At 38.6% G+C, this 26632-nt stretch carries 21 protein-coding genes and 1 pseudogene; 14 read left to right on the plus strand and 8 right to left on the minus strand.

Annotation, left to right across the window (positions count from 1 at the left end):
* Positions 1–19 precede the first annotated feature (19 nt).
* The 3 genes from AB8618_RS02340 to AB8618_RS02350 all read left to right on the plus strand — a co-directional run bounded on the left by AB8618_RS02340 (position 20) and on the right by AB8618_RS02350 (position 3390).
* Positions 20–955: a LytTR family DNA-binding domain-containing protein gene (locus AB8618_RS02340; RefSeq protein WP_409424688.1), complete on the plus strand. Its 936-nt coding sequence runs from the start codon at positions 20–22 to the stop codon at positions 953–955.
* A 472-nt stretch (positions 956–1427) separates the two neighbouring features.
* Positions 1428–2294, plus strand: a complete 867-nt coding sequence (locus AB8618_RS02345) for a hypothetical protein (RefSeq protein WP_409424689.1) — start codon at positions 1428–1430, stop codon at positions 2292–2294.
* Between the two features lie 10 nt (positions 2295–2304).
* Positions 2305–3390, plus strand: a complete 1086-nt coding sequence (locus AB8618_RS02350) for a DUF4785 domain-containing protein (RefSeq protein WP_409424690.1) — start codon at positions 2305–2307, stop codon at positions 3388–3390.
* Positions 3391–3872: 482 nt separating this feature from the next.
* On the opposite strand, the gene AB8618_RS02355 is transcribed toward AB8618_RS02350, so the two are convergent.
* Positions 3873–4679 (minus strand): DUF2306 domain-containing protein, encoded by an 807-nt coding sequence (locus tag AB8618_RS02355; RefSeq protein ID WP_409424691.1) that lies wholly within the window; start codon positions 4677–4679, stop codon positions 3873–3875.
* A gap of 223 nt (positions 4680–4902) precedes the next feature.
* On the opposite strand from AB8618_RS02355, the gene AB8618_RS02360 reads away from it, so the two are divergent.
* Together AB8618_RS02360 and AB8618_RS02365 are read left to right on the plus strand one after the other, a co-directional pair.
* The gene (locus AB8618_RS02360) at positions 4903–6045 is read left to right on the plus strand and encodes a helix-turn-helix domain-containing protein (RefSeq protein WP_409424692.1); all 1143 of its coding nucleotides are present in this window, start codon (positions 4903–4905) and stop codon (positions 6043–6045) included.
* Between the two features lie 69 nt (positions 6046–6114).
* Positions 6115–6708 (plus strand): ACP phosphodiesterase, encoded by a 594-nt coding sequence (locus AB8618_RS02365; RefSeq protein ID WP_413401270.1) that lies wholly within the window; start codon positions 6115–6117, stop codon positions 6706–6708.
* A gap of 23 nt (positions 6709–6731) precedes the next feature.
* Here the strand turns inward: AB8618_RS02365 and AB8618_RS02370 are convergent, their stop codons facing one another.
* Positions 6732–7040, minus strand: a complete 309-nt coding sequence (locus tag AB8618_RS02370; protein ID WP_413401271.1) for a hypothetical protein — start codon at positions 7038–7040, stop codon at positions 6732–6734.
* Between the two features lie 312 nt (positions 7041–7352).
* Here AB8618_RS02370 and AB8618_RS02375 point away from each other — a divergent pair, with 312 nt between their 5' ends.
* Positions 7353–8492 (plus strand): sensor histidine kinase, encoded by a 1140-nt coding sequence (locus AB8618_RS02375; protein WP_409424695.1) that lies wholly within the window; start codon positions 7353–7355, stop codon positions 8490–8492.
* Positions 8489–9145: a response regulator gene (locus AB8618_RS02380; RefSeq protein ID WP_409424696.1), complete on the plus strand. Its 657-nt coding sequence runs from the start codon at positions 8489–8491 to the stop codon at positions 9143–9145. The genes AB8618_RS02375 and AB8618_RS02380 overlap by 4 nt, the downstream gene beginning before the upstream one ends.
* A 12-nt stretch (positions 9146–9157) precedes the next feature.
* Here AB8618_RS02380 and AB8618_RS02385 read toward each other — a convergent pair whose 3' ends face one another.
* The gene (locus tag AB8618_RS02385) at positions 9158–10096 is read right to left on the minus strand and encodes a class I SAM-dependent methyltransferase (protein WP_409424697.1); all 939 of its coding nucleotides are present in this window, start codon (positions 10094–10096) and stop codon (positions 9158–9160) included.
* A gap of 98 nt (positions 10097–10194) precedes the next feature.
* Positions 10195–10386, minus strand: a complete 192-nt coding sequence (locus AB8618_RS02390) for a MerR family transcriptional regulator (RefSeq protein WP_409424698.1) — start codon at positions 10384–10386, stop codon at positions 10195–10197.
* A gap of 195 nt (positions 10387–10581) precedes the next feature.
* On the opposite strand from AB8618_RS02390, the gene AB8618_RS02395 reads away from it, so the two are divergent.
* The 3 genes from AB8618_RS02395 to AB8618_RS02405 all read left to right on the plus strand — a co-directional run bounded on the left by AB8618_RS02395 (position 10582) and on the right by AB8618_RS02405 (position 13132).
* Positions 10582–11379, plus strand: coding sequence for a hypothetical protein (locus AB8618_RS02395; protein ID WP_409424699.1), 798 nt, complete (start codon positions 10582–10584; stop codon positions 11377–11379).
* The gene (locus AB8618_RS02400) at positions 11315–12193 is read left to right on the plus strand and encodes a tetratricopeptide repeat protein (protein ID WP_409424700.1); all 879 of its coding nucleotides are present in this window, start codon (positions 11315–11317) and stop codon (positions 12191–12193) included. The genes AB8618_RS02395 and AB8618_RS02400 overlap by 65 nt, the downstream gene beginning before the upstream one ends.
* 186 nt (positions 12194–12379) lie before the next feature.
* Complete coding sequence (locus tag AB8618_RS02405) at positions 12380–13132, plus strand: substrate-binding periplasmic protein (RefSeq protein ID WP_409424701.1); 753 nt, start codon at positions 12380–12382, stop codon at positions 13130–13132.
* Between the two features lie 62 nt (positions 13133–13194).
* On the opposite strand, the gene AB8618_RS02410 is transcribed toward AB8618_RS02405, so the two are convergent.
* Both AB8618_RS02410 and AB8618_RS02415 read right to left on the minus strand, forming a co-directional pair.
* Positions 13195–15375, minus strand: coding sequence for a response regulator (locus AB8618_RS02410; RefSeq protein WP_409424702.1), 2181 nt, complete (start codon positions 15373–15375; stop codon positions 13195–13197).
* A gap of 214 nt (positions 15376–15589) precedes the next feature.
* Positions 15590–17284, minus strand: coding sequence for a diguanylate cyclase (locus AB8618_RS02415; protein WP_409424703.1), 1695 nt, complete (start codon positions 17282–17284; stop codon positions 15590–15592).
* Between the two features lie 121 nt (positions 17285–17405).
* Between AB8618_RS02415 and AB8618_RS02420 the strand changes: the two genes are divergently transcribed.
* From AB8618_RS02420 to kynU, 4 genes and pseudogenes are all read left to right on the plus strand, one after another.
* Entirely contained in the window at positions 17406–17993 is a 588-nt protein-coding gene (locus tag AB8618_RS02420) for a methyl-accepting chemotaxis protein (protein ID WP_409424704.1), read from the plus strand.
* 233 nt (positions 17994–18226) lie between these two features.
* Positions 18227–19527: pseudogene (locus AB8618_RS02425) on the plus strand (amidohydrolase family protein).
* Positions 19528–19652: 125 nt separating this feature from the next.
* Positions 19653–20483, plus strand: a complete 831-nt coding sequence (locus AB8618_RS02430; protein ID WP_409424705.1) for an alpha/beta hydrolase family protein — start codon at positions 19653–19655, stop codon at positions 20481–20483.
* Between the two features lie 2 nt (positions 20484–20485).
* Positions 20486–21721 (plus strand): kynureninase, encoded by a 1236-nt coding sequence (kynU, locus tag AB8618_RS02435; RefSeq protein WP_409424706.1) that lies wholly within the window; start codon positions 20486–20488, stop codon positions 21719–21721.
* Between the two features lie 95 nt (positions 21722–21816).
* Here the strand turns inward: kynU and AB8618_RS02440 are convergent, their stop codons facing one another.
* Both AB8618_RS02440 and AB8618_RS02445 read right to left on the minus strand, forming a co-directional pair.
* Positions 21817–25065, minus strand: coding sequence for a methyl-accepting chemotaxis protein (locus AB8618_RS02440; RefSeq protein WP_409424707.1), 3249 nt, complete (start codon positions 25063–25065; stop codon positions 21817–21819).
* A gap of 245 nt (positions 25066–25310) precedes the next feature.
* Positions 25311–26468 (minus strand): hypothetical protein, encoded by a 1158-nt coding sequence (locus AB8618_RS02445; protein ID WP_409424708.1) that lies wholly within the window; start codon positions 26466–26468, stop codon positions 25311–25313.
* Positions 26469–26632: the final 164 nt, after the last annotated feature.

A 26632-nucleotide genomic window follows, 5' to 3' on the forward strand; every position in this document is an offset into this window, starting at 1 on the left:
TGAATGGGCAGTTTATTGTATGGATGGGCAGTTTCAGCTTGGTGCGATAAGCCCATGGCGCTATTTTCTGTGTGTTGGCTTTGTTCTAGCGTGTATTTTAAGCGTCTCAGATAACGACAATATACTGCCTTTTTGGTTGAATTTTATTGTTTGGCAAGGACAGGTTTTTTTAGCGTTAGGTTTTTTTATCACCACACATACATTAATGAGAGGTGTGCTTAGCAAACAAAATAACTTTGTTAAGCTGATTGTTAGCGCATTAATTGCGGTGACACTTTATGTGCCAATATCACTACTTTTTGATGTGTATATAGAGCAAGAAACACCTTACAGCATTAGCGCCTTAATCGAAGAGTGGCAAAATATGGTTCCCCCCGCGCTGATATCATGGATTGCGATTAATTTGCCTTGGGTCCTCGGATTTAAAATTGAGTCCACCCATAAACAAGCACCTGAAGTGCAACAACCAAACACGCCAAATATGGTCTTCACAACGAAGCAACCTGAGAGGGTGGGTTCACATCAAGGAAGCAGCGGTGACACTGGTGGGGCATTAACACCATCAGTGACCACAGAGGCAGTCAGCAACAATGCCGTTGAACTTTCAACAAATGAAGAGGCACAAAGCCGTGCACAACAATTTTTACAACTGGCAAACATTAATGCTATTTCAGAGCTTATATACCTAAAAGCTGAGTTACATTATTTAAATGTGGTGCTTGAGTCTGGAAGTCACTTAATTTTATACAACCTCAAAGATGCCATAGACGATATTAGTTCCCTGTCGCCTGAGCTTGCAGTTGGACAAACCCACAGAAGCTATTGGGTGAATACAGCCCATATTCACTCATTAGAAAAAAAGAACCGAGAGGGGGCATTGAAAATGTCAAATCAAACCTGTGTACCAGTGAGTCGCACACACATGAGTAAGGTTAAGTCTTGGCTTAAAAAGTAACACAAGCGAAAGAAGCACTATTTAACAGGGTTTATCAGTGTTGTTCTTACTCGTTTGATTCAAGAGAAAATGTGTGCTTGTTTTACATACTGCTGCGAACCTATTCATGACGTTGACGGGTGTAACTGCGCGCTTTTATTTCGCTTCAATTTGCGTTTAGTGCCTATATTTGTCTCGTTTTTCAGTGAACATGCATGGCAATTCCGTGGTTTGTGGATACACATCACCGGCCCTTTAAGCACTATTGAGTTTCTCTATTCTTTGTTATCTGATTTTAAATTTATCATTGTTACACACTTTAAAGCTCATCATTAACCCATGCCGATTAATATAAAAAACTAATGATTTGGAGTGAAAAAGCACACAAAGGTTAAATAAATGTAAATAATTTCTTGCGTTTACCCCTGTGTAGTCTATTTTCTGAACGGAGGTCACACCTCCAACCTGATAACTACAATCAACAGGAATACACATGAAAATAAAAACATGCTTATTAATGCCTGCTTTAACACTCGCGGCTGGCTTAAGCCACGGCGCATTTGCCGAACAAGGGATTGCATTTGTTCATGGTACAGGCGAACAAACCGATGCATACAATGACTATTGGACGGGCAGTTTTGTTAATACTGTACGTCAAGGCTTGCCTAACACTAATAATTACGCAGTTATAAATTGTGATTTTGAGCAATATATGTGGGCCGATGGCGCTGCTGGCTGCTTAGCAGGGCAACTGAGCTCATTTATCAATAATAAAAATATTACAGAGCTAACCCTCATTACCCATTCTAATGGTGGCAATGTGGTGCGATGGATCTTATCTAACCCAACGTTTGATAGCCGCTATGCAAATATCATTAATAAAGTAACGCATACCATTGCGCTTGCTCCCTCTAGTGGTGGTACACCTTTGGCTGATGCGGTTGTTGCGGGTAACTCTTTTGAGCAAAGTTTGGGTTGGCTATTGGGTTATGGCAGTGATGCAGTAAAACAACAACAAGTGTCTTGGATGGCATCGTATAACGCGCAGTGGCTATATGGTACACCTAATCGTCCAAGTTTACCTTCTCGTTTTGAAGCTGTGGTCGGGAGTGATGTTGACTCTGCCGTTTGGGATAGTGATAGCTATTGCGGAGGATACCAAAACCAAGTTGCACTTGAAGTCACGCAAAATTGGTTAGACAGTTGCTCTGATGGCTTTTTAAATTGTAGCTCTCAGTCGCTAGCGGGTTCGGTGTGGTTTAAAGACAAATCACAAACGCGTGGTAGTGAACCTTTAAGTCATCAACAAAGCCGCCGTAATTGCTTTGGTTTACCAGACATGCTTAAAAATCGAATTTAGGAGTTAGATAATGATTAAAAAAATAACTAAATTATGTGCTGCAATAATGGTTGTGAGTGCTGTGGCAAATGCGAATGAGCAAACAGTTTATCAATTTCCTCAGGTTCAGTCGGCGTCAGTTGCGCCGTTGCAGAGCCTTGAAAAAGACAGTGTGGAGTATTGGCAGCGAGTGACCGGAAAAGAACTAAAGCGTGGTGTGCCCGTGTTTGTTAATCAAGCGGATCATTTTATTCGTATCGCCCCTAAAGCACGCTTTGATAGCGGTGAAGTGATGAAACCTCATCAATTGCAAGCTAATATGTTTTCGGTACTTAGTGAGAGTGGGCGACAAATTTCAATGCAGGCTATTGCTGCGCGTGAGCAAATGCAAAACGCAGGGTTTAGAGATGGTAGTGTTGGGCTTAAATTAGGGCAAGTTAACGGCAAAGCCATGCTACAAACACGCCAAGCGCTCGGTGACCAAGATACATATTTGGTACACGTTATTGAAAAAGGCTCGCTTAGTGCATTGCATGCTAAAACCCAGTTTAAATTAAAAGAACAACAACAACGCTTGAGCATAAACCTCAGTATGGGGCAAAAACACATCAAAGATAGTGATGTAGAGTTAGCTTTGTTTAGCCCTGATGGTGAACAACTTGAGGTACGTTATGAAAAAGGTGAGGCTGTATTCACTTACCCGCTTGAAACAATAGGTGCCGCAAAAGGATATTATGAACTGGAGGCAAATATCAAAACTAATGCAAGTGGTAAAATAGTAAAACGCTCTATAAAAATGCCGTTTGTACACAGTGCTGATACCATCACGATGGGTAAAGCTAGTGTGATGTCTTTAGGGCGTAATCACTTCCAAGCACAGGTCCCAGTTGATGTTACTGATGCTGGGCGCTTTGCTATTCGCGCGACACTAACTGGAACAGACAGTAAAGGGGAGAGGGTAAAACTGGCAACGGTAGAGGTTGCTAAGCAGATCGAGGGGCATGGTCAATTTATGATGCCATTTTCCTCTGTTCGAGCAGCTAACCCGCCCTTTGAACTCATTGATATTGAGTTAACAGATCAAACTCGCATGTTAAAGTTTGCCCCTGAACTATAAACGAGTGTGAAGTAGGTACTTATAAAAGCCGGTACATAACAAAGTGACCGGCTTTTATGTGTGAGGTACTCCCGTTACAAAAACGTGTAAGCTCGGGCTATAAAATACAGTGTTATGCAAAACCTTCAGCAAAGGTAAGCTGTAATTGTTGTATTGTCATTAAAATTGCGGCCGTTTAGCTCTTTGTTTATCTGTGTTGCGCCGCTTGTATGTTAGATGGCGCGTGATTTTTAGTGATTTACGAATGGGTCAAAAGGGCTCTTACGTATTCTCGTTCGTGGTTGCGCAGAAAAACAACCAGCAATAGGCAGCTGGGAATTTTCAAAAAATTGAATAACCGACTTCTGCTAGCTAAGCTAGGGCGTACTTTCTCGCGAATTACAGATCCCAGCGTTGATTTATCAACGAAAGCCACTGATTAATAAAGTGGCTTTTGATTGGGCGTTTATCAGATAAGCTCCCTGTTAAAAAGAGTAGCCTGTTTATAAGTTAATTATCGCCGGGTACCAGTTGGCTAACACGACCCCAAATAAACCCACTAGGAAAATAATGGATATCAATGTCATTATACTTGCTGTGGCGATGGTAATAATTTTATTCGTTGTACTTTCAGCATACCTTACTAGCTCAGCAATAAGTAAAGGGATCACGTAAGAGCAAATGCTAACAGCCAATACCGCTGGGCCGGTAAACGTTGCGGTATCGACTCCTAAAGTGCCAAATATTAAGAACCAAGCAAAAATCATCAAGCGAAAAAATAACACACCATTTGCTGCGAGGTATAAGCGTATTGCCCATACTTTATGAAGGCTAATATCACGTTTCCTGGCTGCTTTTACTGCTAATATACTTGATAAAATAACCACGCAACCGCCAAATATTGTTAACCCATGCATCAAGGCGTTGCCAACAGTTCCTCTGGCTAGTATCAGGTATATGCCCGCGAATGAAATGGTACAGGCAAGCAACACAAAAATACGGCCGTTATAGCGGTGAAAGCGAGGGTGCTTTGTTCGTATAAAGGGAATTAGCTGCAAGCTGCCACCTGTTATCATCACGATGGCTAATAATACATGTGCCGCATACATGAAGTTTCCAGTTGTATCGTTAGCAACATAGGCCGTGCTATTTAGGCTATTCCAGCCAGATATTCCGTTAGTAGCGCCCGTAAGCCCGTACCCTAATGTGAGGTAAATAACAAAGCAGACTTGTGCCATCAGCAGGCAGCTAAACCATATTTTTTTACTGTTATTAAGCAATGAATTTGGCTTAAGTTTGATTTTATACATGTGTATTTTCTTTTTTCTTCATAAAACGAATAACGCAAATATAAAGGGTTTGAAAGGCGGTTTCTTATCAAATTTGAAATTTGAGTAACGATATATGGGTAATTTTGAAAATTAATTAACTGCTACAGACACATTCCCTAACAAAGTCTTTTTGCTAACTGAAAAGTTACTTTGTACTATGTTGGATAGGCAAGTATAAACGTCAGGTTAAAAACGCACTGTAATGCAAAATACGTCTCCTTATTATCTGCTTATTTTTGTTTGTATGAGCTTAATGTTTTTAAATGCGCTTAAAAAAGATAAGCAGCTTATTCATTATTTATTTGTCATATTTTGTGGCTCTTTGTGTATGGTCGGAGTGCAAAAAATTAGTGCACCAAGCTTGGGGGAGTATCAGTACTTTATTGGCTTGTTTACTTGTGCAACGTGTAATGCATCATGGTTAATATCGCGGGCTTTATTTCGTGAGCATAACCCTATTTCACGCAGACATGTGGCAGTTGCTGCAACTATCGCGCTTTTGATCATGTTTAATCAAACATGGCACTATTTGGTGAGCCTTGACCCACAACCACTTTCTACCAGTCATATAATGTGGCGATTAAAGCAAGGCATGAATGAAATAACAGGTTTACTTTCATCATGCATTTTAGTGCTTTCTTTTTGGGAGTCGATGAGAGGCTTCAATAGCAAAACACACGTTCAAAAAGTGCAATCAGTGATTTTTGCAAGTGCGTACTTTTTAGCGGTTGTTAATGCCAGTATATTACCTGCATTTATATTTAGCCCTGCGGAAATTGAGCTATATAACCCGCTAATTATCACTTCTTCTGCGCTGTTAATTGTATTTGCAATGCACATAGTTATGACCCTGCAAGCAAGTAGCTCAAAAAAGCAAACGCGACCTCATAATGATGAGAGTGAAGTTGGTATTGATAGCGATGAAGTAAAGAAAATTAGTGATATCAGCCATCATCAAGAGCAAATACAAGCTGAGTTGATAATGGGCATCTCTAAACTCATAAACGAACAGCAGTTGTTTTTACAAACTAATCTAAAAATTTCAGATTTTGCACAAGCACTTCAAGTGCCTGAATATAAAATTAGCCGAGCGATTCGATATCATTATAAGGTTGCTAACTTTAATCTGTTTATTAATCAATACCGTGTAAATTATGCAAAGATGTTATTAGCAAGTGAACAAGCTCAAGAATGGAGTATTTTGAGTATTGCACTTGAGAGTGGCTTTTCGTCTCTTGCAACGTTTAATCGCGTGTTTAAAAGTATAGTAGGGAGAATTCCGAATGAGTATCGAAAACAAAATAATAACTACCAAGGTTTGAGTATTGAAGGGCTGATTGAGTAGATGCTTTTTTATTGTTCGTGATATACATCAAAGTATGATGTGTGTTTTATTAACCATCGTGAGATTACCTTGAATTACTTAGCCCACCTTTATTTAGCACAGCCTACTGCTGATTCCCATTTTGGTAATTTGCTGGGAGATTTTGGGGGGCAACGGCAGCTAACGCATATACCTACAAGCGTTAAAAACGCGCTTGATAATCATTATTTAGTGGATAAATTTACTGACGCACACCCTTTTGTTAAAGAAGCTAAACAGCTTTTTTCAGTCAAGCGCAGGCGCTTTGCTGGCGTGGCTATAGATGTGGTTTTTGATCATTTTCTCATTCAGCATTGGCAGCAGTTTAATAACCAATCATTAATTGATTTTAAGCACACCAGTTATGGGTTTTTGAATAAGCGTATACCTGTAATGCCACAAAGAATGCAACGTGTAGTAACCAGTATGACGCAAAACGATTGGTTTAAAGAGTATGAAAGCGTTGATGGGGTGGGGCGGGCGCTTGATAATATTGCTAAGCGTATTCGATTTACTAATAATTTTGCTGGCGCTGCTGAAGATATATCTCGCCATTACAATGCGCTAGATGGGCTTTTTTTAGCGTTTTTTCCTGAGCTAATTAAACACGTTAATGAGTCTAATTTAGAAAGCGCACTAAAATAAAATGTGCATTCAATACAAGTGGTTTAGTCGTCAGGTCCTTTTAAGGTAAACACTAAATGTTTACGCATATCTTTCAAAATCACGCCTTTTTTAAGCATGGCAGCGCTTAAGCGCTTTTGCCATTTTAATAACTCTGGCTCTGCCGCAGTTAATGCTTGTTGGTTTTCAAACTGAAAACACATAAGTAACGAACCCGGAAATAAATGATATTCCACATCGAACCAGCATTGCAGCATACCTGGTATATCAGCACGCCCTTGTGCTTCTATTTTATCAGCAACATCAAGTACAAGTGCTTGTTGTTTTAATTGTACTTTCGATAGTTTTTTCATGGTGGTGCTCCAAATTTGGTGAGCTAAATGCGTTTGCAGTGGCGTATTATACTCGCGCTTTTAAGTAAGCAACAACCATACATATTCAATAACCCAGCATTTCCCATTTTCTCTGGCAGGTTAGGCAAATATACAAAATAGATAATTAACACAACGAATATGATGGCATCGATGCATTAACAACGCCTCACATTCAGTTTTTTAAACAGCAAAATCACATTCTTTATAAAAGAGCTTAATATTTTGAGCACGCCTGCTGTAGACTAAGTTTAAGAGGCCACTGAAGATATATTTATTAATGGATTAAGTTAAATGACTGAAATAAAACGTCTTGTGTCTATAGAAAGCTTTACTGCGATTATTGCGTGGGCTGCCGTGAGCGGCTCGGCGTTATGGTTAATGGTCAAGTCGGATGATTATTCGGTACCTGATTTAATAATAGTTACCCTGTGTTTCTTAGCGTTTATAAGCTGTTTTATGATTGCGAACGCAAACTATAAGACCCGCTTAAATGAAAGGCTTAAGCAAGGGCTTTTAACAATTCAATATGCTGTATTATTAGTTGTAGCGGCGGTTGTACCTTACACCTACATAGCGATATTAAGCACCATTTGGTGTGCTCAACTACCTTATTTTATGCGTTTGAGGCACGCCATATGCTTATCCTTGTTATGTTTAGTTCCGCTTTTTCTTATTTTTACCTTTTACTGGGGCAAAGACGATAGCCTGTTGACCGGTTTGTTATTTTGGACGTTTAATTTATTTGCATTAGTGGTCATGAATACTACACGAAACGAATCTCTAGCACGTGAAAAGTCAGAGGCATTAAACCGAGAGTTAATTGCCACACAAACGCTGTTAAGTGAAGCCACCAAGCAAGCTGAGCGAACTCGCATTGCCCGTAATATTCATGACTTATTAGGGCACCACTTAACCGCTTTGACGATTAATTTACAAGTAGCACAGCGAACGTCAGAAGGAGCTGTGCATGAAAATATTAAGCAATGTCATAGTTTGGCTAAGCTGTTATTGAGCGATGTTCGAGAGGCCGTTTCAGAAATTCGTGACAGATCAGCGATAGAAATTAAACAAGCCTTACAAGCACTTATTAATAATGTACCGCAGTTAAAAATTAAACTTAATATTGTGGATGAAGCGATGATTAATGATGTTAGGGTTGCTGACGCCTTGCTTCGTTGTACGCAAGAGAGCATAACTAACACGCTAAAACATAGTTATGCTACTGAGCTGACAATAGCTATAACACATGCAGAGCATGTTATTCATTTAACGATTGTTGATAATGCTCACTCTAAAACCATCAAGCCTCTGCAAAAAGGACACGGCCTCAAAGGTATTGAAGAGCGTGTTAACGATTTAGGTGGCTGTGTGAAGTTTAAACATACCACAACTGGTTTTGTAACACAGATTACGCTGGTGGAGCCACAATGAAAATTAAAGTAATTATTGTTGATGATCAAACGTTGGTACGCTCAGGGATAAAAAGTTTATTAATGCTCTCTGAAGCTATTGATGTGGTAGCTGAAGCGTCTGGTGGTGAGCAAGCTATATCGTTAATTCAAGAAAAACAACCTGACGTTATACTGATGGATATACGCATGCCTGCAATGTCGGGAATTGATACGTTGCAAGCGTTAAACCAAACTAAGCTTGATAAACCGCAGCCGCCAGTGATTATGCTAACAACGTTTAATGATCATGAGCTCGTTGTTAGCGCGCTGCAAGCAGGCGCAAAGGGGTATTTACTTAAAGATGTATCATTAGAGACCTTGGTAGATGCGATAGAGTGTGTTCATAAGGGCGAAACGTTAATACAGCCAGCGATTTCTGAACGTGTAATAAAGCAGCTAAGTACCAGTGATAGCCAATTTGAAAGTGTAGTTGACCTGCCTGAATTCAGCGCCAAAGAATTAGAAATACTGCGCTTTATGGCGGCTGGGTGTAGCAATCGCGAAATTTCGGCTGCGGTGTTTAAATCTGAAGGGACGGTTAAAAACTATGTCTCAACTATTCTTGCAAAATTAGGTGTTAGGGATCGTACGCGAGCGGTGTTAAAGGCTATAGAAGTAGGATTAATAAAATAATAATAAACGCTGCTAACCTTGAATGACTACTAAGCTGCTTACATAAGTAAGCAGCGAGTGCCTATTTTTTTGAGCAATAAAGAATTGATAACCAAACTCACCAAGTCGCGATTTATACAAATTTACTTCGTTTTTTATATCAGAGATTGCTTGTGAGTTTACCAGTTGTGATGCTAACTCATTTGCACGTTTTTCAAGTGGTACATAGTAGCTTTGCCAAGTTTGCTCAGAAACAGTAAATGTATGTTTTAGCTCAAGCCCTGCTTGCTCTATCTGTGACTTTCTAGTGTTAATTGTTTGAATGTCTGGGTAATCATTTTTCCAGTGTTCTATAGAATCTTGACTTGGGTTATCTGTTAGCCAGACTAAATCGCTAAAAACAATAAATCCGTGTGATTTTAATAAAGACTGCCAATTGGCCAGTGCCTTTTCAACTCCCATAATATAGGCCGATGCTTCCGCCCAAATGACATCAAATTTATCAGTGTCAAAATTCAATTCAGTCATACTCATACATTGAGTTGACACTGAATCTTTGAGGTTGTGCTGCTTAATTTTAAGTTGCAATTGCGCTAAGGCTGACTGCTCATTATCTATTGCGATAATTTTTGCTTTCGATAAATTGGCAAGTGTTATTGTTGAATTTCCTTTGCCGCAACCTATCTCTAAAATATGTGCAGGATGGCTCGTAAGTAACGAGTACGCTTTTGAAGTATCTTCTTTACTACTAGGCCCCCAAAGCTCGAGTGTTTCAAACACTTTCATAAAGTCTTGCATATACTTTTCATGTTCATTCATATCTTTTGACAACCATTTGACTCTTAGAGCTTGTTTTTCATCAAACCCTTGGATTTTTAACCAGTCTATATGTGCATCTGGTGCGATTTCAGAAAGCGTTATATGCCATGGCTTACTCGTATCATCACCGAGAAGGGAAGATAATAAAGCCAATGAACGTTCTTTTTGGCTTATCTCATCTTTTAACTCATTATAGCGTAGCCTAAGTACGGTCTTATCTAACTTACTTTCTAAGCAATGTTTACATTCAGCTAAGGTGAAACCCGCTTTTGCAATTGCTGGATTAGGCGCACCTGTTGCACATCTCTTTCGCTATAAACTCGGTAGCCATTTTCTAATCTCTTTGCTGAGATTAAGCTGAGCTTTTCGTAATAAAGCAAAGCCGTTCTAGATAAACCAACTAATTTCGCTAACTCAGATATACGGTACACATAAAACCTCATACATTTAAAATGCGATAGTTAATGTAAACTATAAAGTATTAGACAGGTCAAGCTAGGTTGTTCAATTTTTTCGCAAATAATATAGCCTGTTTATTACTTTTTAAGTGCTCAAACAAAAAAGTGACTTTTGGCACTCTCATCACAAGGCATATTTTTAGATACTTCAAATCAACACATTATTTGAGGTTATAAATTATGGATATTATTTTTAAGATTATGTTGGCTGGGCATATTAGCGTAGGAATATGCGCCTTATTTTTGTTTTGGTTCCCTGCTTATAGTAAAAAAGGCTCACCACGGCATAAAAAATTTGGTAACTGGTATACCTTATCTATGTACGGGGTGGTTATAACAGGGATGGCGATGGCGTTGTTATCGATTGCCATTCCCGAGTGGGTAAAGCCAGAGGCTTTTGTAGATAGCGTAAATAAGGCTGAGGTGCGTGAGGGGATTGTACGTTTTGCGTTGTTACTTTTCCATTTATCGTTGTTGACCCTGGTGTCTGTACGCTATGGCAAACTAGTGCTCAAAGCTAAATTAGACCAACAAAGTATCAAAGGACCATTTCAGTTATTCATAACGTTTGTGTTGTTAGTGAGTGGAGCACTTATTTTATGGTTTGGCATTGTTACAGGGCACATATTAATGTTGGTATTTGGCCCGTTAGGCTTGTTTATTTCTATTACCAATTTACATTTCACCTTTAAGCGACACATAAAAAAACCGATTGGTTGGTTGAGCATTTGGGCGGATATATCGGCTCAGGCATTGCCGCATACACTGCATTTATTGCATTTGGTGGTAGGCATATATTTACTTCTACAGGGTTTATGCAAATTATGTTTTGGGTCGCACCTGGACTGGTGGGAGTTATATTTATTTCTGTTCTTTCTCGCAAATATACTAATGAAACTAAAGGATAAAATAAATGAAAAATATGATGCGAGTTATGTTTTTATTGGCGCTATTTTGTTCATCAGTAAACGCGGGTGAAAAAGTCGATGCTTTAAATGAACAAGCAATTGCGATGATTGATAGTGACTTAGATGCCGCTGAAGCATTAATAAGTGAGTTAATAGAGGAGCATCCTCAGAATCATTTAACTCATTTTTATTGTGGCAGAATTATGGGCAGGCAAGCGGGAGAAGCATTTTTTAAAGCGTTTAGCTATGCAAAAAAGTCACTGGCATGTATGAAAAAAGCGGTTGCTTTAGCGCCAGAGAATATTACATATAAAAAGGGGTTGATTAGCTTTTATCTTGGCGCCCCAGCAATTGCTGGTGGCAGTGAAGCACTTGCTTTTGAGCAAGTAAAAGCAATTAAATTACGTAATCAAGAACAAGGCGTATTAGCTGAACTCGATTTTTATAAACAGACTCTTGATGATTCAGCTTTAACAGTCAAGCTATTGAAGTATCAGCAGAGTGAGAGAAAAACACCTGTTATAGCTTATGAGCTAGGGCTGCTTTTTCAACACGTTAAACAGTTTGATAAAGCACATATGCAGTTTGAAATCGCGTTGAAAACAAATCCACAAAACCATACTTTGATGCAAAACGTTTTATATCAGCTTGGTCGCAATGCTGTGTTTAGTAAAACGAATATTTTATTGGGAATTGAATCATTAAAAAAATATAGCAAAGGCGATCTAAGTGAGTCATGGCCTAGTTTGAACTGGGCCAATTATCGTTTGTCGCAATTACATGGGCTTAATAATGATACACGCCAGGCTAAAAAATATCGTTTGCTTGCTGAGGTTACCCAGGATAAGCATTTAATTGAGCAATTAGCTCAAAATAAGAACTGAGGTACCTCAACAATGACCAAGGAAACCTCGCTTTTACTTTAAAAAACGTATCGTAAGTGATTGTTCTAATTTATATAAATAAATTTTGGAGTATGAGTGAAACCAGTAATAAGTTTCCAGAGAAATAGTAGAGCATAAGCTATAGTTAATTAACAACATGTTTAAAAACCTATCTATAGAGTTTATATGCAGAAAATTATGGCAAAATACTGGTTGTTTTTAGTATTAATGTGTCCCTTAGCTTTAGCCGAGCAAGGCAAGTTTAAAGTAGCGGTGTATGCATACCACCTACAGCCACCTTTAATCATTGATATTAGCGGTCAATCAGGTTTGTATTTTGACTTTGTTAATCATTTAAATCGTTTAAGTAACGATTATGAATTTAACTTAGTGTATGTGCCCAGAAAACGTATTGAAGTTATGCTAGAGCGTAACGAGATGAATGGTATTTTATTGGGGGTGAACCCTAAGTGGTTTAAAGATAAAACAGAACAAAAATACCTTTGGACGAGTAAAGTGTTTGAAGATCGTGATGAGGTTGTTTCTTTACAAAGTACTCCCTTTGAGTATCAATCACCTAACTCATTAAAGGGAAAGACAGTGGGAGGGGTTCGAGGCTTTTATTATGCAGGTATAAACGAAGCAGTAGCTGAGGGCTTGGTGAATCGAATTGATACTGTTGACGAGGGAGCCTTGCTGACGATGTTAACTAAGCAGCGGATTGATGCGGCGATTATTGGTCGATCTATGTTTGAGTATTACCTTTCAGATTTAGTTAAAGCGACTGTTTTCCACTTATCCGCTGAGCCACACGATGAATATCATCGACGAATATTAGTCCCTAAAGAGCAGAGTGAACTGTTTCTGCATCTACAAAACTTAGTAACCAAGCTTGATAATGACTGTAAGTGGCAGCAAAAAATAATGAGCTATCAATAAACATGTTTCATTTAATTGCACTTTATTGATAACTCCGCACCTTGATTGCATTTAACTAACTTTTATGGCTTATTTATTTGCTCTGATAAAAAGAGGGTAGTTATATCCGCTACTTTTATTAATGATTCTTTATCTTCGTGGCTCCACGTTACTTTTGAGTCCACACTTTCACAACAAATGACACCTAACGGCTTGTTATCAAGTTTATAAGTGTAATCAAGTAAAGAATAAATATTGAGTGGCTCAAAGTAAGAGTGAGTAAACGACTCGGTTACTTCGTTATTTCTGGCGTCTGATGCGTCGAGTATTTGGTTGGTTAAGATATAGTTGAAATAAGCCGGTGAGTCTTCTGCATTTAAAACAGCACCACTTGACACGTCATCATTTTCATCAAGACAAATTAAGCAACTTAATGCGCTGTAATCTTTATTAAATAACCACAGACTGACTCGATTGGCATTAGGAATAAGCGCTTTTAATTCTATGCATATTTGTTTGACCTTCCAATTACTGGCAGTATTAGGGTCGCTAATTTTTACTGCTAAGTTTTTGAGGTTGAGGTTTTTAGGATTATAAACATTGAGTAAGCTGTTGAGCTTAGCTTTATCGAACGGTTTAGTTAGGTAGCCATCCATGCCAATATCTAAATAATGCTCAATGTCTTGTTTTAGGGTATTTGCTGTCATAGCGATAATTGGAACGGTTTTACCTTTAGGAAGCGATCTAATAGCCTGTGTGGCTTTTATGCCATCTATTTCAGGCATTTGTATATCCATGAAAATTAAGTCTACAAGGTGTTCTTTGAAGTACTTAACGCATTCTTTACCGTTCTCTGCGATTATTAAATCAGCATTATGTACCTTGAGCATTTTAACAATAATGAGCTGATTTATTTTATTATCTTCGGCAATTAAGACAGTACAACCTTGTAAGTTTGTTAGCTCAACGCTTTGCCTTGCTATTATTGGTGACAAAACAATCTCAAAGCGTTGCTCATAGGTGAACGTAGAGCCTTTACCTATTTGGCTGGTAAAGCTAAGGTGCCCCTGCATTAACTCACTTAAACGAGCACAAATTGATAAGCCTAAACCTGTACCCCCATATTCTCTTGAGGTCGATGAATCTGCCTGATGAAATTCTTTAAATAAATGTTCTTGAACAGCCTCATTAATGCCAAGGCCTGTATCAATAACTTCAAACTTGAGTACTTGTGTTTGCAATGTACTACTTTTAATACTTACTTTCAGGTCGACTTGGCCCGTTTTGGTAAATTTAATCGCATTTGAGCACAGGTTATTTAAAATTTGCGAAACCCGAAGAGGGTCCCCTTTTAAATTATCCGCTATTTTAGGGTCTACCGATGTAATAAGCTTTATACCTTTAGTAGACGCTTGCTGTAACTGGGGCTTTATCACATCGCTAATAACGTCATTAAGATTGAAGTCGATATGTTCAATTTCTAATTTACCAGCCTCAATTTTAGAAAAGTCTAAAATGTCATTTACAATATTTGATAAGTAATGAGCTGACTTTAATATACTTTTTAAAGTGCTGTCTTTTTCCTTTGTTGTGGTTTCGGTCATACCAAATTCAGCTAAATTTAAAATCCCATGTAATGGGGTTCTCAGCTCGTGAGTCATATTTGCTAAAAATTTACTCTTAGTGTTATTGGCCGTATCTGCTTCTTCTTTTAACTTTTCTAGTTCTTTATTGTGTGCTTTTTGTTTTTCTAATGCCATAGACAGCTTTTTATTATTAAGCCTAAGCTCTAGTTGCGCAATAACCTCTTTGCCCAAAACCGTGAGCGCATTTATTTGTTTGCTCGAAAGCTTTTTTGGTTTATCACTAATGACACATAACGTACCTATAGCATTGCCTCTAGGAGTTATAAGAGGTGCACCTGCATAAAAGCGAATATTTGGGTCGTTTGTGACCAAGGGGTTATCGTGAAAGCGAGTGTCTGTCAGTGCATTTTGAACTTCGAACACTTGGTTTTCTAAAATTGCGTGAGAACAAAACGAGATATCTCTTGCTGTTTCGGCTACATCAATTCCATACTTAGACTTAAACCATTGCCTGTTGGGATCAACAAGGCTTATCAGTGAAATTGGCGTTTCGCAAATATCAGATGCAAGCTGGGTTAAGTCGTCAAAGGATTTCTCAGCTTCAGTGTCTAAAACGTCATACTCATATAAGTCTTTTAGCCGTGATAGTTCATCTTCAGGTGTTGACGCTTTTATCATTATGCAACCTTGTTTTTGATGTGATTAACACTAAATAATCGAATAAAAATAATAGCGGACTAGCTGACGTAAAATAAAAAGTACGCGTTTAATATTTTTGCCTAAGGTGTATTTTATTTACGAACTCAAATTTAGCTAAATATATTTAAATTATTATGCTCAATCATTTAGCTTATATGACTAGTTAAGTTTTTACCAATTGATTTAAAATTACTCAATCAACAATCCTATTACGGCCTTTAGCTTTTGCTTCGTATAAATAGTCATCAACGTATTTTAAGCTGTTTTGTAAGCTGATAGAGCCATCATGGGTAAGCAGCCCAATACTTACTGTAAAGCTAATGTTTTTATTGCGATAGAAAACTTTATGTTGATTAATCGTGTTTTTAATTCGCTCTGCGGCTTGCTTAGCTTCGGCTTTGTTTGTGTTGGGCATAATAATTAAAAACTCTTCACCGCCTAGGCGAAATACAAAATCGTGCTTTCTAGTTAAGGAGCGTAATGTGTTGGTGAGCTCTTTTAAGCTTAAATCTCCAGCCTCGTGACCATAATTATCGTTTATGGCTTTAAAATGGTCTATGTCGAGCATTAATAATGAAATATAGGTGTTTTTATTTTGCGTTTTTAATAGTTCATCGCTGAGCGTTCTGTATAAAGTTCGTCTATTTAAACAGCCTGTAAGTGGGTCTATATTGGCTTGTTTTTCTAGCTCTTTATTAAGTGAAGAGAGCTCTTGAGTACGCGCCTGAATACGTTGCTCTAAACTGGTATTAAGCGCGATTAGTTTATGCTCAATGTTTATTTCTTTGGTTACGTCGTTTTGTACAGCAAAGTAATAAGCCACTTTGCCGTCTCTAAAAATGGGTGATATGGCTAGTTCATTCCAATAGGGGTTCCCACTTTGTGTATAGTTTAAAATTCGGGTGGTAATAGGGATGCCTTTTTTAAGATGAATTCTAAGTTGCTCTATTGTGTTGGCGTCAGTTTTTTCACCTTGTAAAATAGCACCTAGTTTTTTACCTTCCACTTGATTGAGTGTATAGCCTGTTATTCTTTCAAATGAGCCATTTACCCAAATAACGCGCTTGTCTTTATCGGCAATCACCATCCCAACCGTAGTTTCTTTGAGTGCGGTAACTAAAAAGTCCCGCTCTAGAGCGATTTTTTCACTCCCCGATATATCTTGAAAAATGCCATATAACTTAGTGATTGCACCGTTTTTATTTCTTGATACATTGCCGCTTGATATAACAATGCGCTCTTGTTGATCGTTACCTACAACACGCAACTTTATACAGCTCCACCCTTGCCCGCTCGCAAGAGCTTGTTCGACCGCATGAGCTATCTTGGGTTTATCATCTTCATGATAAAAATTTATTGCTGTGTCTAGTTCAGGGGAATAGTTACTGGGTGAAACACCATGAATGGTGTAAATTTCATCGGTCCAAAATAATTGGCTAGTGTTACAGTCGAGTTGCCAATAACCCACTTTTAAAACTTCGCCGGCATTTTCTATGATGGTTTGTAATTCGTTATTGCTAATAACAGACGACACTTGGGCAAAGTGCTGGTTAAAAATTAAAACCATATATTGGTGTTGTTTTTGTTCTACACTTTGTAAGCAACAATTTAGTCTAATGGAGTAATCGGTTGTGAATGTGAGCTCAATATCAAATTGGTCTAACTCATTATGTTGCGATTTTAGTGCAAGGATTTGCTGTTGTAATAGTGCTTTGCTTTCAGTTGTACAACAGGCATAAAAGCTTTTAATGGTTGGCATGTTTTTAGCTGTAATATTGAGCTCTGACCATCTAGGAGAAAGGTAACTAAGCTGATCGTTATTATCAAATACCATTAAAAGAAAATTACACTTTTCTAGCAGCGCAATGTTTATATCTTTAATATCCATAGGCTCTCTACATATGAAAAGTATTTCAACACGTGGATTAAGTATAGGCACACCTATCAGGTTTAGCTGCATGAAAAAATGAATTTCATTTTGGGTTTTAGCTTAAAAAGTTTTTACCGAAATGGAACGCATAGCGACCACCGTTGATGAAACGGTAGAGCAAATAAGGTTATTAGCTGAAAATACAAAACAAATAGGCGGCATTGCGAGTGTGATCAGTGGTATCTCTGAACAGACTAATTTGCTGGCTCTTAATGCCGCAATAGAAGCTGCAAGAGCGGGTGAGTCGGGACGCGGTTTTGCCGTTGTTGCAGACGAAGTTCGGCAGTTAGCGCAACGTACCGGTGAAGCCACCTCACAAATTGAAATTATGATTACCGATGTGCAAACTCAAACGGCAGCATCTGTAAGTGCTATGGAAACAACGCAGCCACAGGTTGAAAACGGCAAAGCGAAAATTATGCAGGCAACAGATTTACTCAAACATATTGAGGAACAAGCAATGGACTCGTTGAACTTGGTGAAGCAGGTGTCTAGCGCTGCATCTGAACAAGTTCAAGTGGTAACTGAATTTAGTGCTGCAATGGAGCAGGTTGCGGTAATGTCTGAAGAAACCATTGAGTCGATGAATAAAAATGACACGGCAACTAAAGTACTTACTGATTTGTCAGGTTCGCTTAAAAAAGAAATTGCCTTCTTTAAAGTTTAACTTTAGGCCCTGTAAACGATGTAAGATTATTTTTAATCGCGATGTTTAAAAGCAGCACGACCAATTAGGTGTGCTGCTTTTTTGTGTTAATAGTCTGACTTTCAGCCGTTTTTTGTAGTAAAAGTATGATAGTGGTTTGTTTTTATAACTTTCCTGATAAGGTATTAGTGATATAACAATATTTTAACGTTGTTTCGTTGTTGTTAACGAATGACGATTCATTGGAGAGTTTAATGAGCATATTTCGATTGAGTGTGGTTACCTCGTTTTTTTCGCAATCAACATCGTTGCTACTAATGCACATGCGGATACTAAAGTGATTCATGCAGGAGAGTTGCTAGCTATTCCCGGAGAAAAACCACAACAAAAACAAACCGTAGTAATAGAAAATGGCAAAATAGTTTCGGTATCAGCGGGTTTTTTACCTATCAACCGTTTTGGTGAAAATGCTCAGCTAATCGATTTATCGACCAGCTTTGTTATGCCTGGGCTTATGGATATGCATGTGCATTTACAAGGTGAGCTTGGGCCAGATAACAAAAAAGAGCTGGTGGAAATGTCTGATGCAGATGTAGCAATGCGCAGTGTGCATTTTGCTAACAAAACCCTTATGGCGGGTTTTACTACAGTGCGTGATGTGGGCAGTCAAAGTGAGCAAATGTATGCATTAAGAAATGGGGTGGCCAAAGGATGGATAAGTGGCCCTCGAATTATTGCTGGTGCTGGCGTTACTATTACCGGCGGGCACTTAGATGTTGATGGTATGAGCCCCGACTTACTCACGATGAAAACACCGCCCACAGTGTGTGATGGTGCAATAGAGTGCCGCAAAAAAACTCGCTACGCAATCAAGTATGGGGCTGATTTAATTAAAGTCGCATCTACTGGCGGGGTGCTTTCGGATACCACTACCGGTACAGGTCAGCAAATGCAAGACGATGAGCTCAAAGCAGTTGTTGATACCGCACATGGTTTAGGGCGAAAAGTAGCTAGTCATGCCCATGCTGCCCAAGGTATTAACGCAGCATTACGTGCGGGCGTTGATAGTATAGAGCATGGTAGTTACACCGACGATGAGGGTATTAAACTATTCAAAGAAACAGGTGCTTACCTTGTACCTACGTTGCTTGCTGGCGATACGGTAGTTAACTTAGCCAATAACTCTGATTTTATGTCTGAAGCCATTAAAAGCAAAGCAATTAAGGTTGGTGGCGATATGCTCAACAACTTTACTAAGGCATATGAGGCAGGGGTTAACATTGCGTTCGGTACCGACAGTGGTGTATCTAAGCATGGCATTAACGCACAAGAAGCGGTATTGATGTACCAAGCAGGTATGACTCCTGCTGATATCTTAAAGTCGGCAACGGTTAACGCGGCTGATTTGATTGATATGAATCATAGCTTAGGCACTATAGAAGCTGGTAAGTTTGCTGATATTATTGCCTTAGACACCAGCCCATTAAGTGATATTAGTGCTTTATTGGATGTTGATTTTGTTATGAAAGAAGGCACGGTTTTTAAACAACAATAAATAATTCGATTTATTTTATTAATAATGACGTAATAGCGCTGGTAAGTCGTATAAAAAAATTTGTAAACGACTGCCAGCGTTTTTAGTTATATCGCTTTTAAGGTTAAAAAAGGAAGTATTTTATTTTGAAATGCTTAGTAGTTTTATTTTTTTCTGTATGGTCTTTTTTGGTCAACGCTACCGCGCTGCAAGTTAATTTTCCTGATGTAGATAATAATGTTGCATACGCAAGTGTTGCTTCGCTTGGGTTTAACTCAGCGGATGAAAAAATAGCGTATGGTAATGATGAATCTCAGTTCGCGTTGCTTTGGCGCGCAAAACAAACATTGGTGCAAACGCCGTTAGTTATTTTACTTCATGGTGGTTGTTGGCTAAGTGCGTACAATATTAAGCACACTTATGCATTAAGCACGGGGCTAGCACAAGCTGGTTTTAATGTATGGTCTTTAGAGTATCGAAGAAGCGGTGCAAGCGGTGGTGGCTGGCCTGCAACGTTTAATGATGTTAAAGCCGGAATTTTAGCGGTAAGTAAATATAATAATGGCGAGTTTAAATTAGCGGAATCAGTTGCGGTAGGGCATTCGGCAGGTGGGCATTTAGCATTGCTTGCTGGTGGTGAAATAAGCCAGCTTAAAGGGGTTATTGGCTTGGCCCCTATTACTGATATAAAAGCGTATGCGCGTGGTGATAATAGTTGTCAAAAAGTGACTCAAGATTTTATGCAAGGCATGCCAACTGATAAACCTACGGCATACACGCAAGCTAACCCGAGTGAGCAGCCGCTTCATCCGCAAAGCATTATTTTACAAGGTGACCAAGATGCCATCGTGCCTGCTTTTAATTTAGAACAGCTTAAACGCCCAGTTGTCATGTTAGAAGGCGTGGGGCATTTTGATTGGATCCATCCGGGATCTGCTGCATTTAATACACTAATACAAAGTTTGAACGAGATGTAACAATGAATTTTAATGAGATTATAGCGCTTGATAAAGCGGATACGCTGGCTCACAAGCGTGACGAATTTGATTTACCCGCAGACACTATTTATCTCGATGGTAATTCGTTAGGTGCTCTGCCTAAAGCAGTAAAACCGCGCGTAGCAGAGGTGGTAAGCCAGCAATGGGGTAGTCACCTAATTAGAAGTTGGAATGATCACCAATGGATTGATTTACCTACCCAGGTAGGGGAGAAAATAGCGCCTATTATTGGCGCCGACAAAGGCCAAGTTATTTGTTGTGATTCTATTTCGGTTAATTTATTTAAACTATTAAGTAGTGCGCTATCGTTAAACTCTGAGCGTAACGTGGTGTTATCTACCGATGATAACTTTCCTACTGACCTATACATAGTACAAGGGTTAAGTGAATTATTAGGCCCCGACTTATGTCAGCTAAAACTCGTCGCAGAGCAAGATATTGAACAAAGCCTAAATGATTCAGTAGCAGTATTACTGTTAACACAGGTGAATTTTAGAACCGGTAAATTGTTGGATATGCAAAAAATCACCCAGCTAGCTCATGAAAAAGGCATTTTGGTGATATGGGATTTAGCCCATAGTGCAGGTGCTATACCGGTTGAACTTGATGACTGTAATGCTGATTTTGCTGTTGGTTGTGGCTATAAATACTTAAATGGCGGCCCTGGTTCGCCTGCGTTTTTATATGTAGCAAAACGCCACCAAGATGCTGTAAAACAACCCTTATCAGGCTGGATGGGTCATGCCAAACCATTTGCTTTTGATGCAAAATATCAACGTGCTAACAACATAAATCAGTATTTATGTGGCACACCCAGTGTGATTGCTATGAGTGCTTTAGATGCTGCGCTTGATGTATGGCAAGATGTAGATATTTCACAAATAAGAGAAAAGTCGATTGCACTTGCCGACGTATTTATTAAATTAGTACAAACACATTCATGCTTACGTGATTTGCATTTATGTTCTACTGAGGATTCGAGCCAAAGAGGCAGCCAACTAGCATTTTCACATACCGACGCATTTGCTATATGCCAAGCGTTAATTGAAAATGGGGTAATTGCAGATTTTCGTGCGCCTAATATTTTACGCTTTGGTTTTACACCTCTTTACACCTCATTTGAAGATATTTACCAAGCAGTAACTATTTTAGCTGAGGTGGTTAAAACCCAGCTATATACTCAGCCACGTTTTAATTTAGCGGGTAAAGTGACGTAACTTTATAATTGTATATAACTAACAATGGCTCATTGAGTTTCTCAAGTTAAAAAGTGCGTTGCGCTAGCAGGATAACTGACAGCGCATTTATTCTATTATTGCTCTTTTTTTAGATTAAAGTAATTGAGTTGCACTCTCATCTCGGTAGCTTGTTCTGCCATTTGTCGTGCTGCTGCCATTGTTTCTTCTGTAATAGCTGAGTTTGCCTGAGTTAGCCCCGTTAAACGTTGTACAACAAGATTGACCTCTTTAATTGCTTGCTCCTGTGCGGAGGTAGAATGCGCTATATGTATTATATTTTTACTAACATCGCTAACTGCTTGCATTATGTGTTTTAGTTTTTTTCCCGAGGTGTCTGCTAATTCAGTCCCAAGCGCTATTTTTTGATTACTATTTACAATAATACTTTTTATCTGCTTCGCAGATTTAGCACTGCGTCCCGCTAAATCACCTACTTCATTAGCGACTACAGCAAAGCCCCTTCCGTGGTCGCCAGCCCTAGCAGCTTCTACGGCGGCATTAAGTGATAGCAAGTTTGTTTGAAAAGCCAGGTTGTCAATAACCGTAAGTATTTCGTTTATGTCTCTACTGGCTTCATTCACTTCATCAATCGCGCTAACAGTCTGTATTGATAATTGGTTTCCTTCTTCTGCAATTTCCTCAGCATTACTTGCTAATGCCACGGCACTTTTTGATTGTTCAGATACTTTAGTTAGTTCATCTAGCATTTGCTCAGTACTTGAGCTTGCCTCTTCAAGATTGGCAGCTTGCTCTTCTGTGCGCTTACTTATTTCAGTATTACTTGAAGCTATTTCACCTGCATTTTGCATAACCTGACTAGCCGATACTTGAATCTCTTGAATGACATTGGTTAATTTATCGATAGTCGCGTTTGTGTCGCTTTTCAGGGTATTGAATACGCCTTGATATTGCCCTTCTATATTTTTGGTAAGGTCACCTTTAGCTAAGTTTGATAAAACGCTGCTTACTTCATTTATAGCCAGTGAAACTAATGAGGTAGACTCATTAACATTATTTTTTAAATCTTCTAATTGGCCCTGTAGTGGCTGTTTTAATTGATGAGAAAAATCGCCGTTTGCCATTGCAGCCATTACTTGGTTGAGATCATTTATGACATGTTCTAGATTGGTAACTGATTGGTTTATATCTATTTTTAAACTGTTTAGTTGGCCAGTCATAGTTGATGAAATAGTATGATCAAAACGCCCCTGACTAATTGCTAGCATGACTGATGAAATTTCAGTTAAAGCATTATCAATAGCCGTGATTGATGTATTAATATTACTTTTTAACTGCTCCAATTGACCGCTGGCTTCACCTTTTATCATTTTTTTAAAGTCACCCTTACTAACAACGGTCATGACTTCACCTATTTCATTCATTACATTATTTAAATTAGCCATGCTGGAATTAATATCTTGTTTTAAGGTATTAAGTTGTCCAGCTAATGGGGCGTCTAATTGCGCTGAAAACTGGCCTTGTCGTAATGCACTCATAACGTCACTAATACCATCTATGGCAATACTTAAGCTATTTACTGAGTTATTTACGCTGTCTTTTAGCTGGGCAAGCTTTCCTTTAGCAGGGTAAGTAATTTGCTCTTTAAAGTTACCTTGCTCTACGTTAGCCATAATATCTACGATACTATTCATTGTGTTATTTATTGAGGAAAGCGATTGGTTAATATTGCTTTTTAAGGTGCCTAACTCGCCTGACATTGAGGCATTAATTTGAATATCAAATTGACCATCAGCCATAGCAATCGCAATGTTATTTAACTCGTTTATTGCATCGTTTAGTGAACTCGCACAATCGTTGGTTGCTTGTTTTAACGTATCTAACTCTCCTCGACATGGTGCTTCAATACGTTGATCAAATTTACCCGCAGCCATTTGATTCATAACACGATTTGTTTCACTAATAGATAACTGCAGAGCATCAAGAAGAGTGTTAAATGCTTGAGTACTTTCGCCTATCTCATCGCTTGAATAGACAGTTGCTCGTAATGAAAAGTCACCTTGTTGTTCAACTTTCTTCATCGTATCAGCCAGTGCATGTATTGGTTTTGTTAGTGTTCTCGCAAACCAATATGCGGCAATAGTAACAATGAAAATAGTGATAAAAAGTATAATAATGAGTTGTTGAGAAAGTGTAGTTATCGACTCAAAAGCTTCTTGTTCGTCCATTTCTGCTATGAGGGCCCAGCGAATATTAAATACATTTACTGGTGCAAATGCAGACAGCACCATCTCATTGTTATAATCACTTATTACATGCTGCCCTTTCTCATTTTTTAATGCTTTGATTACAGATAAGGTATTCACTGTGCCTTTATTTGGGTTTCTAAATGAGCTTTCTACAGAGTGATTTATCGGATCAATGTAAGAGTCAGAGCGCATTAACCCTTCAGGACCAACAAGATAGGTTTCTCCGCTTTCGCCCAATCCGTCACGCTCTTTCATGATTGAATTGATATCTTCAATCGATAATTGGGCGGCTAAAATAGCAATCGTTTTACCATCAACAACAATAGGCTTACCTATAAAGCTCGCAGGGGCATTATATGAAGGGGAGTACTGTTTATAATCTGCAAATGCAATTGTTTGTGGGTTGCTGCTATCTTTTAATTGTTGAAATAAACTCGCTAAATTACTTTTAGCATAGGGCCCTGTTTGTAGCGATGTGGCAAAGTCGACTTCTTTATAAACGGAGTAAACAATATTGCCATTTGTTGGGTCGATAATGAAAATATCGTAGAACTCATTTATATTGGTCATATCTCTTAAATAAGGGTGATATTGGCGGTGCGCTTGCTCGTAAGAGTCTGATTGCTCGGTTGCAGTTAGTTTTTGTTTTTCACCAATTGGATTTGGGTTATTAGCCAAATAACGAGATTGCAGCTCAATACTTTTTGGATTCATTTGCTCTAATAGGGATGATGAAACTGTATCTGTCGGGTTTAGCTGTTTAAATTTTGGAGTAAAAGACTCTTTATAAAAGCGATTTAAAGACTCAGATGAGTTTGAAGGGGAAATATCATTAAATCCTTCTATAAACTTTGTCGCCATATTGGCCATTTCTGGATTTGCTTGTAGTGCATTAAGCTTTTTTTCAATATTGATAAAATAGCGTTTAACAGCGCTTTGTTTTACTTCACTCACAGCGTCTAATCGTGAATAAACCTGTTCTGTCATTGAGTTTGAGGCTGTATTAATTGCAACAATAATAATTATTGTTATTGGTACTAGGGCAACAACTAAAAAGGCGGAGATAAGTTTTTTTGTTAAATTTAATGAGTTAATAAATTGATTAATCGTGTGCATTACTATGTCCCTGTAATAAGGATTTACCTCAAATGAGCATAGAACACAATTTGTGAAGATCTAGTTAATAATTAAAGTAATGATCTTTTATTATAAAATAGCCAAAGCGAATTCAGAGCACTTTTAATTTTAATGCAATTACAGCATGCTCTTTTAGCGGTTTAGTTTAATAAAACGTAGGAGCATTTAAGCGCTCCTACATTTGTTATTTAATCGATATGTTAACGTTGAAAAAGCAAGCTATGTTAGAGCGCTACTAAACTGTGCTCTAACATAGTTTGAATTTGTTTTACTATTTTAGCTTCGGTTTCGGGTTCAAACTGAGCAATTCGCGGGGTGTGAATATGCCCTGTCGGGATATCTGAGTTTAGCTGGTTACGAAGGCGAATACTTCGATACGAAATTTCGTTAGATAAATAACCACCGCCACCGCCGCGCACTGCAGTTGACTCTTTTAATTCGTCAAAACTGTTAGGCTCAAAGTCTTTTTTGAGGGTAATAACATGGCGGTTATCATTAATCGCAAAAGAGCCTTTTGCTTTTAGCATAGCGCTAACAGGTAAGCTAAATTCTACAAACTCAGTACCGGGTAATGGGCGGTCGTGTAAGCTTGGAATGAGCGGCGCTGTTTTGGTACCGCCATACACTATATTGGCGTTGTCAGGCGCTGTTACACTGCGGCGCTTACCTGGAAAGCGCTCAAGATCAAAATCTTTACTACCCATACTAACGGTAACCACCATATCCACATTATTAAGTGCGTAATAAGGGGCAAGTAAGGACTCTATGATGCCCTGATCAAAGTCTTCATATCGCACAGGTACCATTACAGTGTTTATTTCAGCACTAATACCTTTATAGTCAATTACCTGGCCATCAAGAAGCAACGCTGCTACACCCGATGGATTACTTTGGTTTATATTTCTATCAAGTAAAAATGGGTCAAACCCGGTTAGTAATATTTTTTTTGTGGTGTTTTGTGAGTAGCTCAGATCAGTGCGGCCTCGGCTTCCGTTTTCTAGTAACGTTAATAGCACTGTTTGCTGCGCGGCGCTCAGCGAAAATGCAGGTTCTGTGGTGCGAATTATTTTACTTGATTGTAAGCGAGCCCAATAAAGTGCGCGATCATCTAAGTTTTGCGTTGTAGCAATACGTTTTTTTGCACTAAACCATAATCGCTTTGAGTAGTCATTAACGGTATCTACGGCTTGTGCATAGCTTGAGAGTGACTTGAATTGCAGCTCAAATTGATTAACTTTGCTGGCAAAAGCGCTTAGCACTTCTGGCATAGCCTGGCTGGCTTTTTCAATTCGCAATTCTTCCGGTGTTAACTGTGTATTTAAATTAGCTAGCGCACTAAAAGAAGAGAATATTAAACTTGAGGCAATCAGTGTTTTTATCATGAAGGTCCTAAACTGAGTCGTATTTATTGCTTACTATCCTATGCCTAATAAGTGGGTGCAAATAAAATCGTTGGTTGGTTTTATGTTGTAAAGCAGTATAAAACAGGCGCTAAATCAAAAACTACGAGTATTTTTATTAAAAATAGTCGAAACTCTGTGATGGG

Origin of the sequence: Pseudoalteromonas sp. RW-H-Ap-1, assembly GCF_048318575.1 — a bacterium.
Lineage (GTDB): Bacteria > Pseudomonadota > Gammaproteobacteria > Enterobacterales > Alteromonadaceae > Pseudoalteromonas.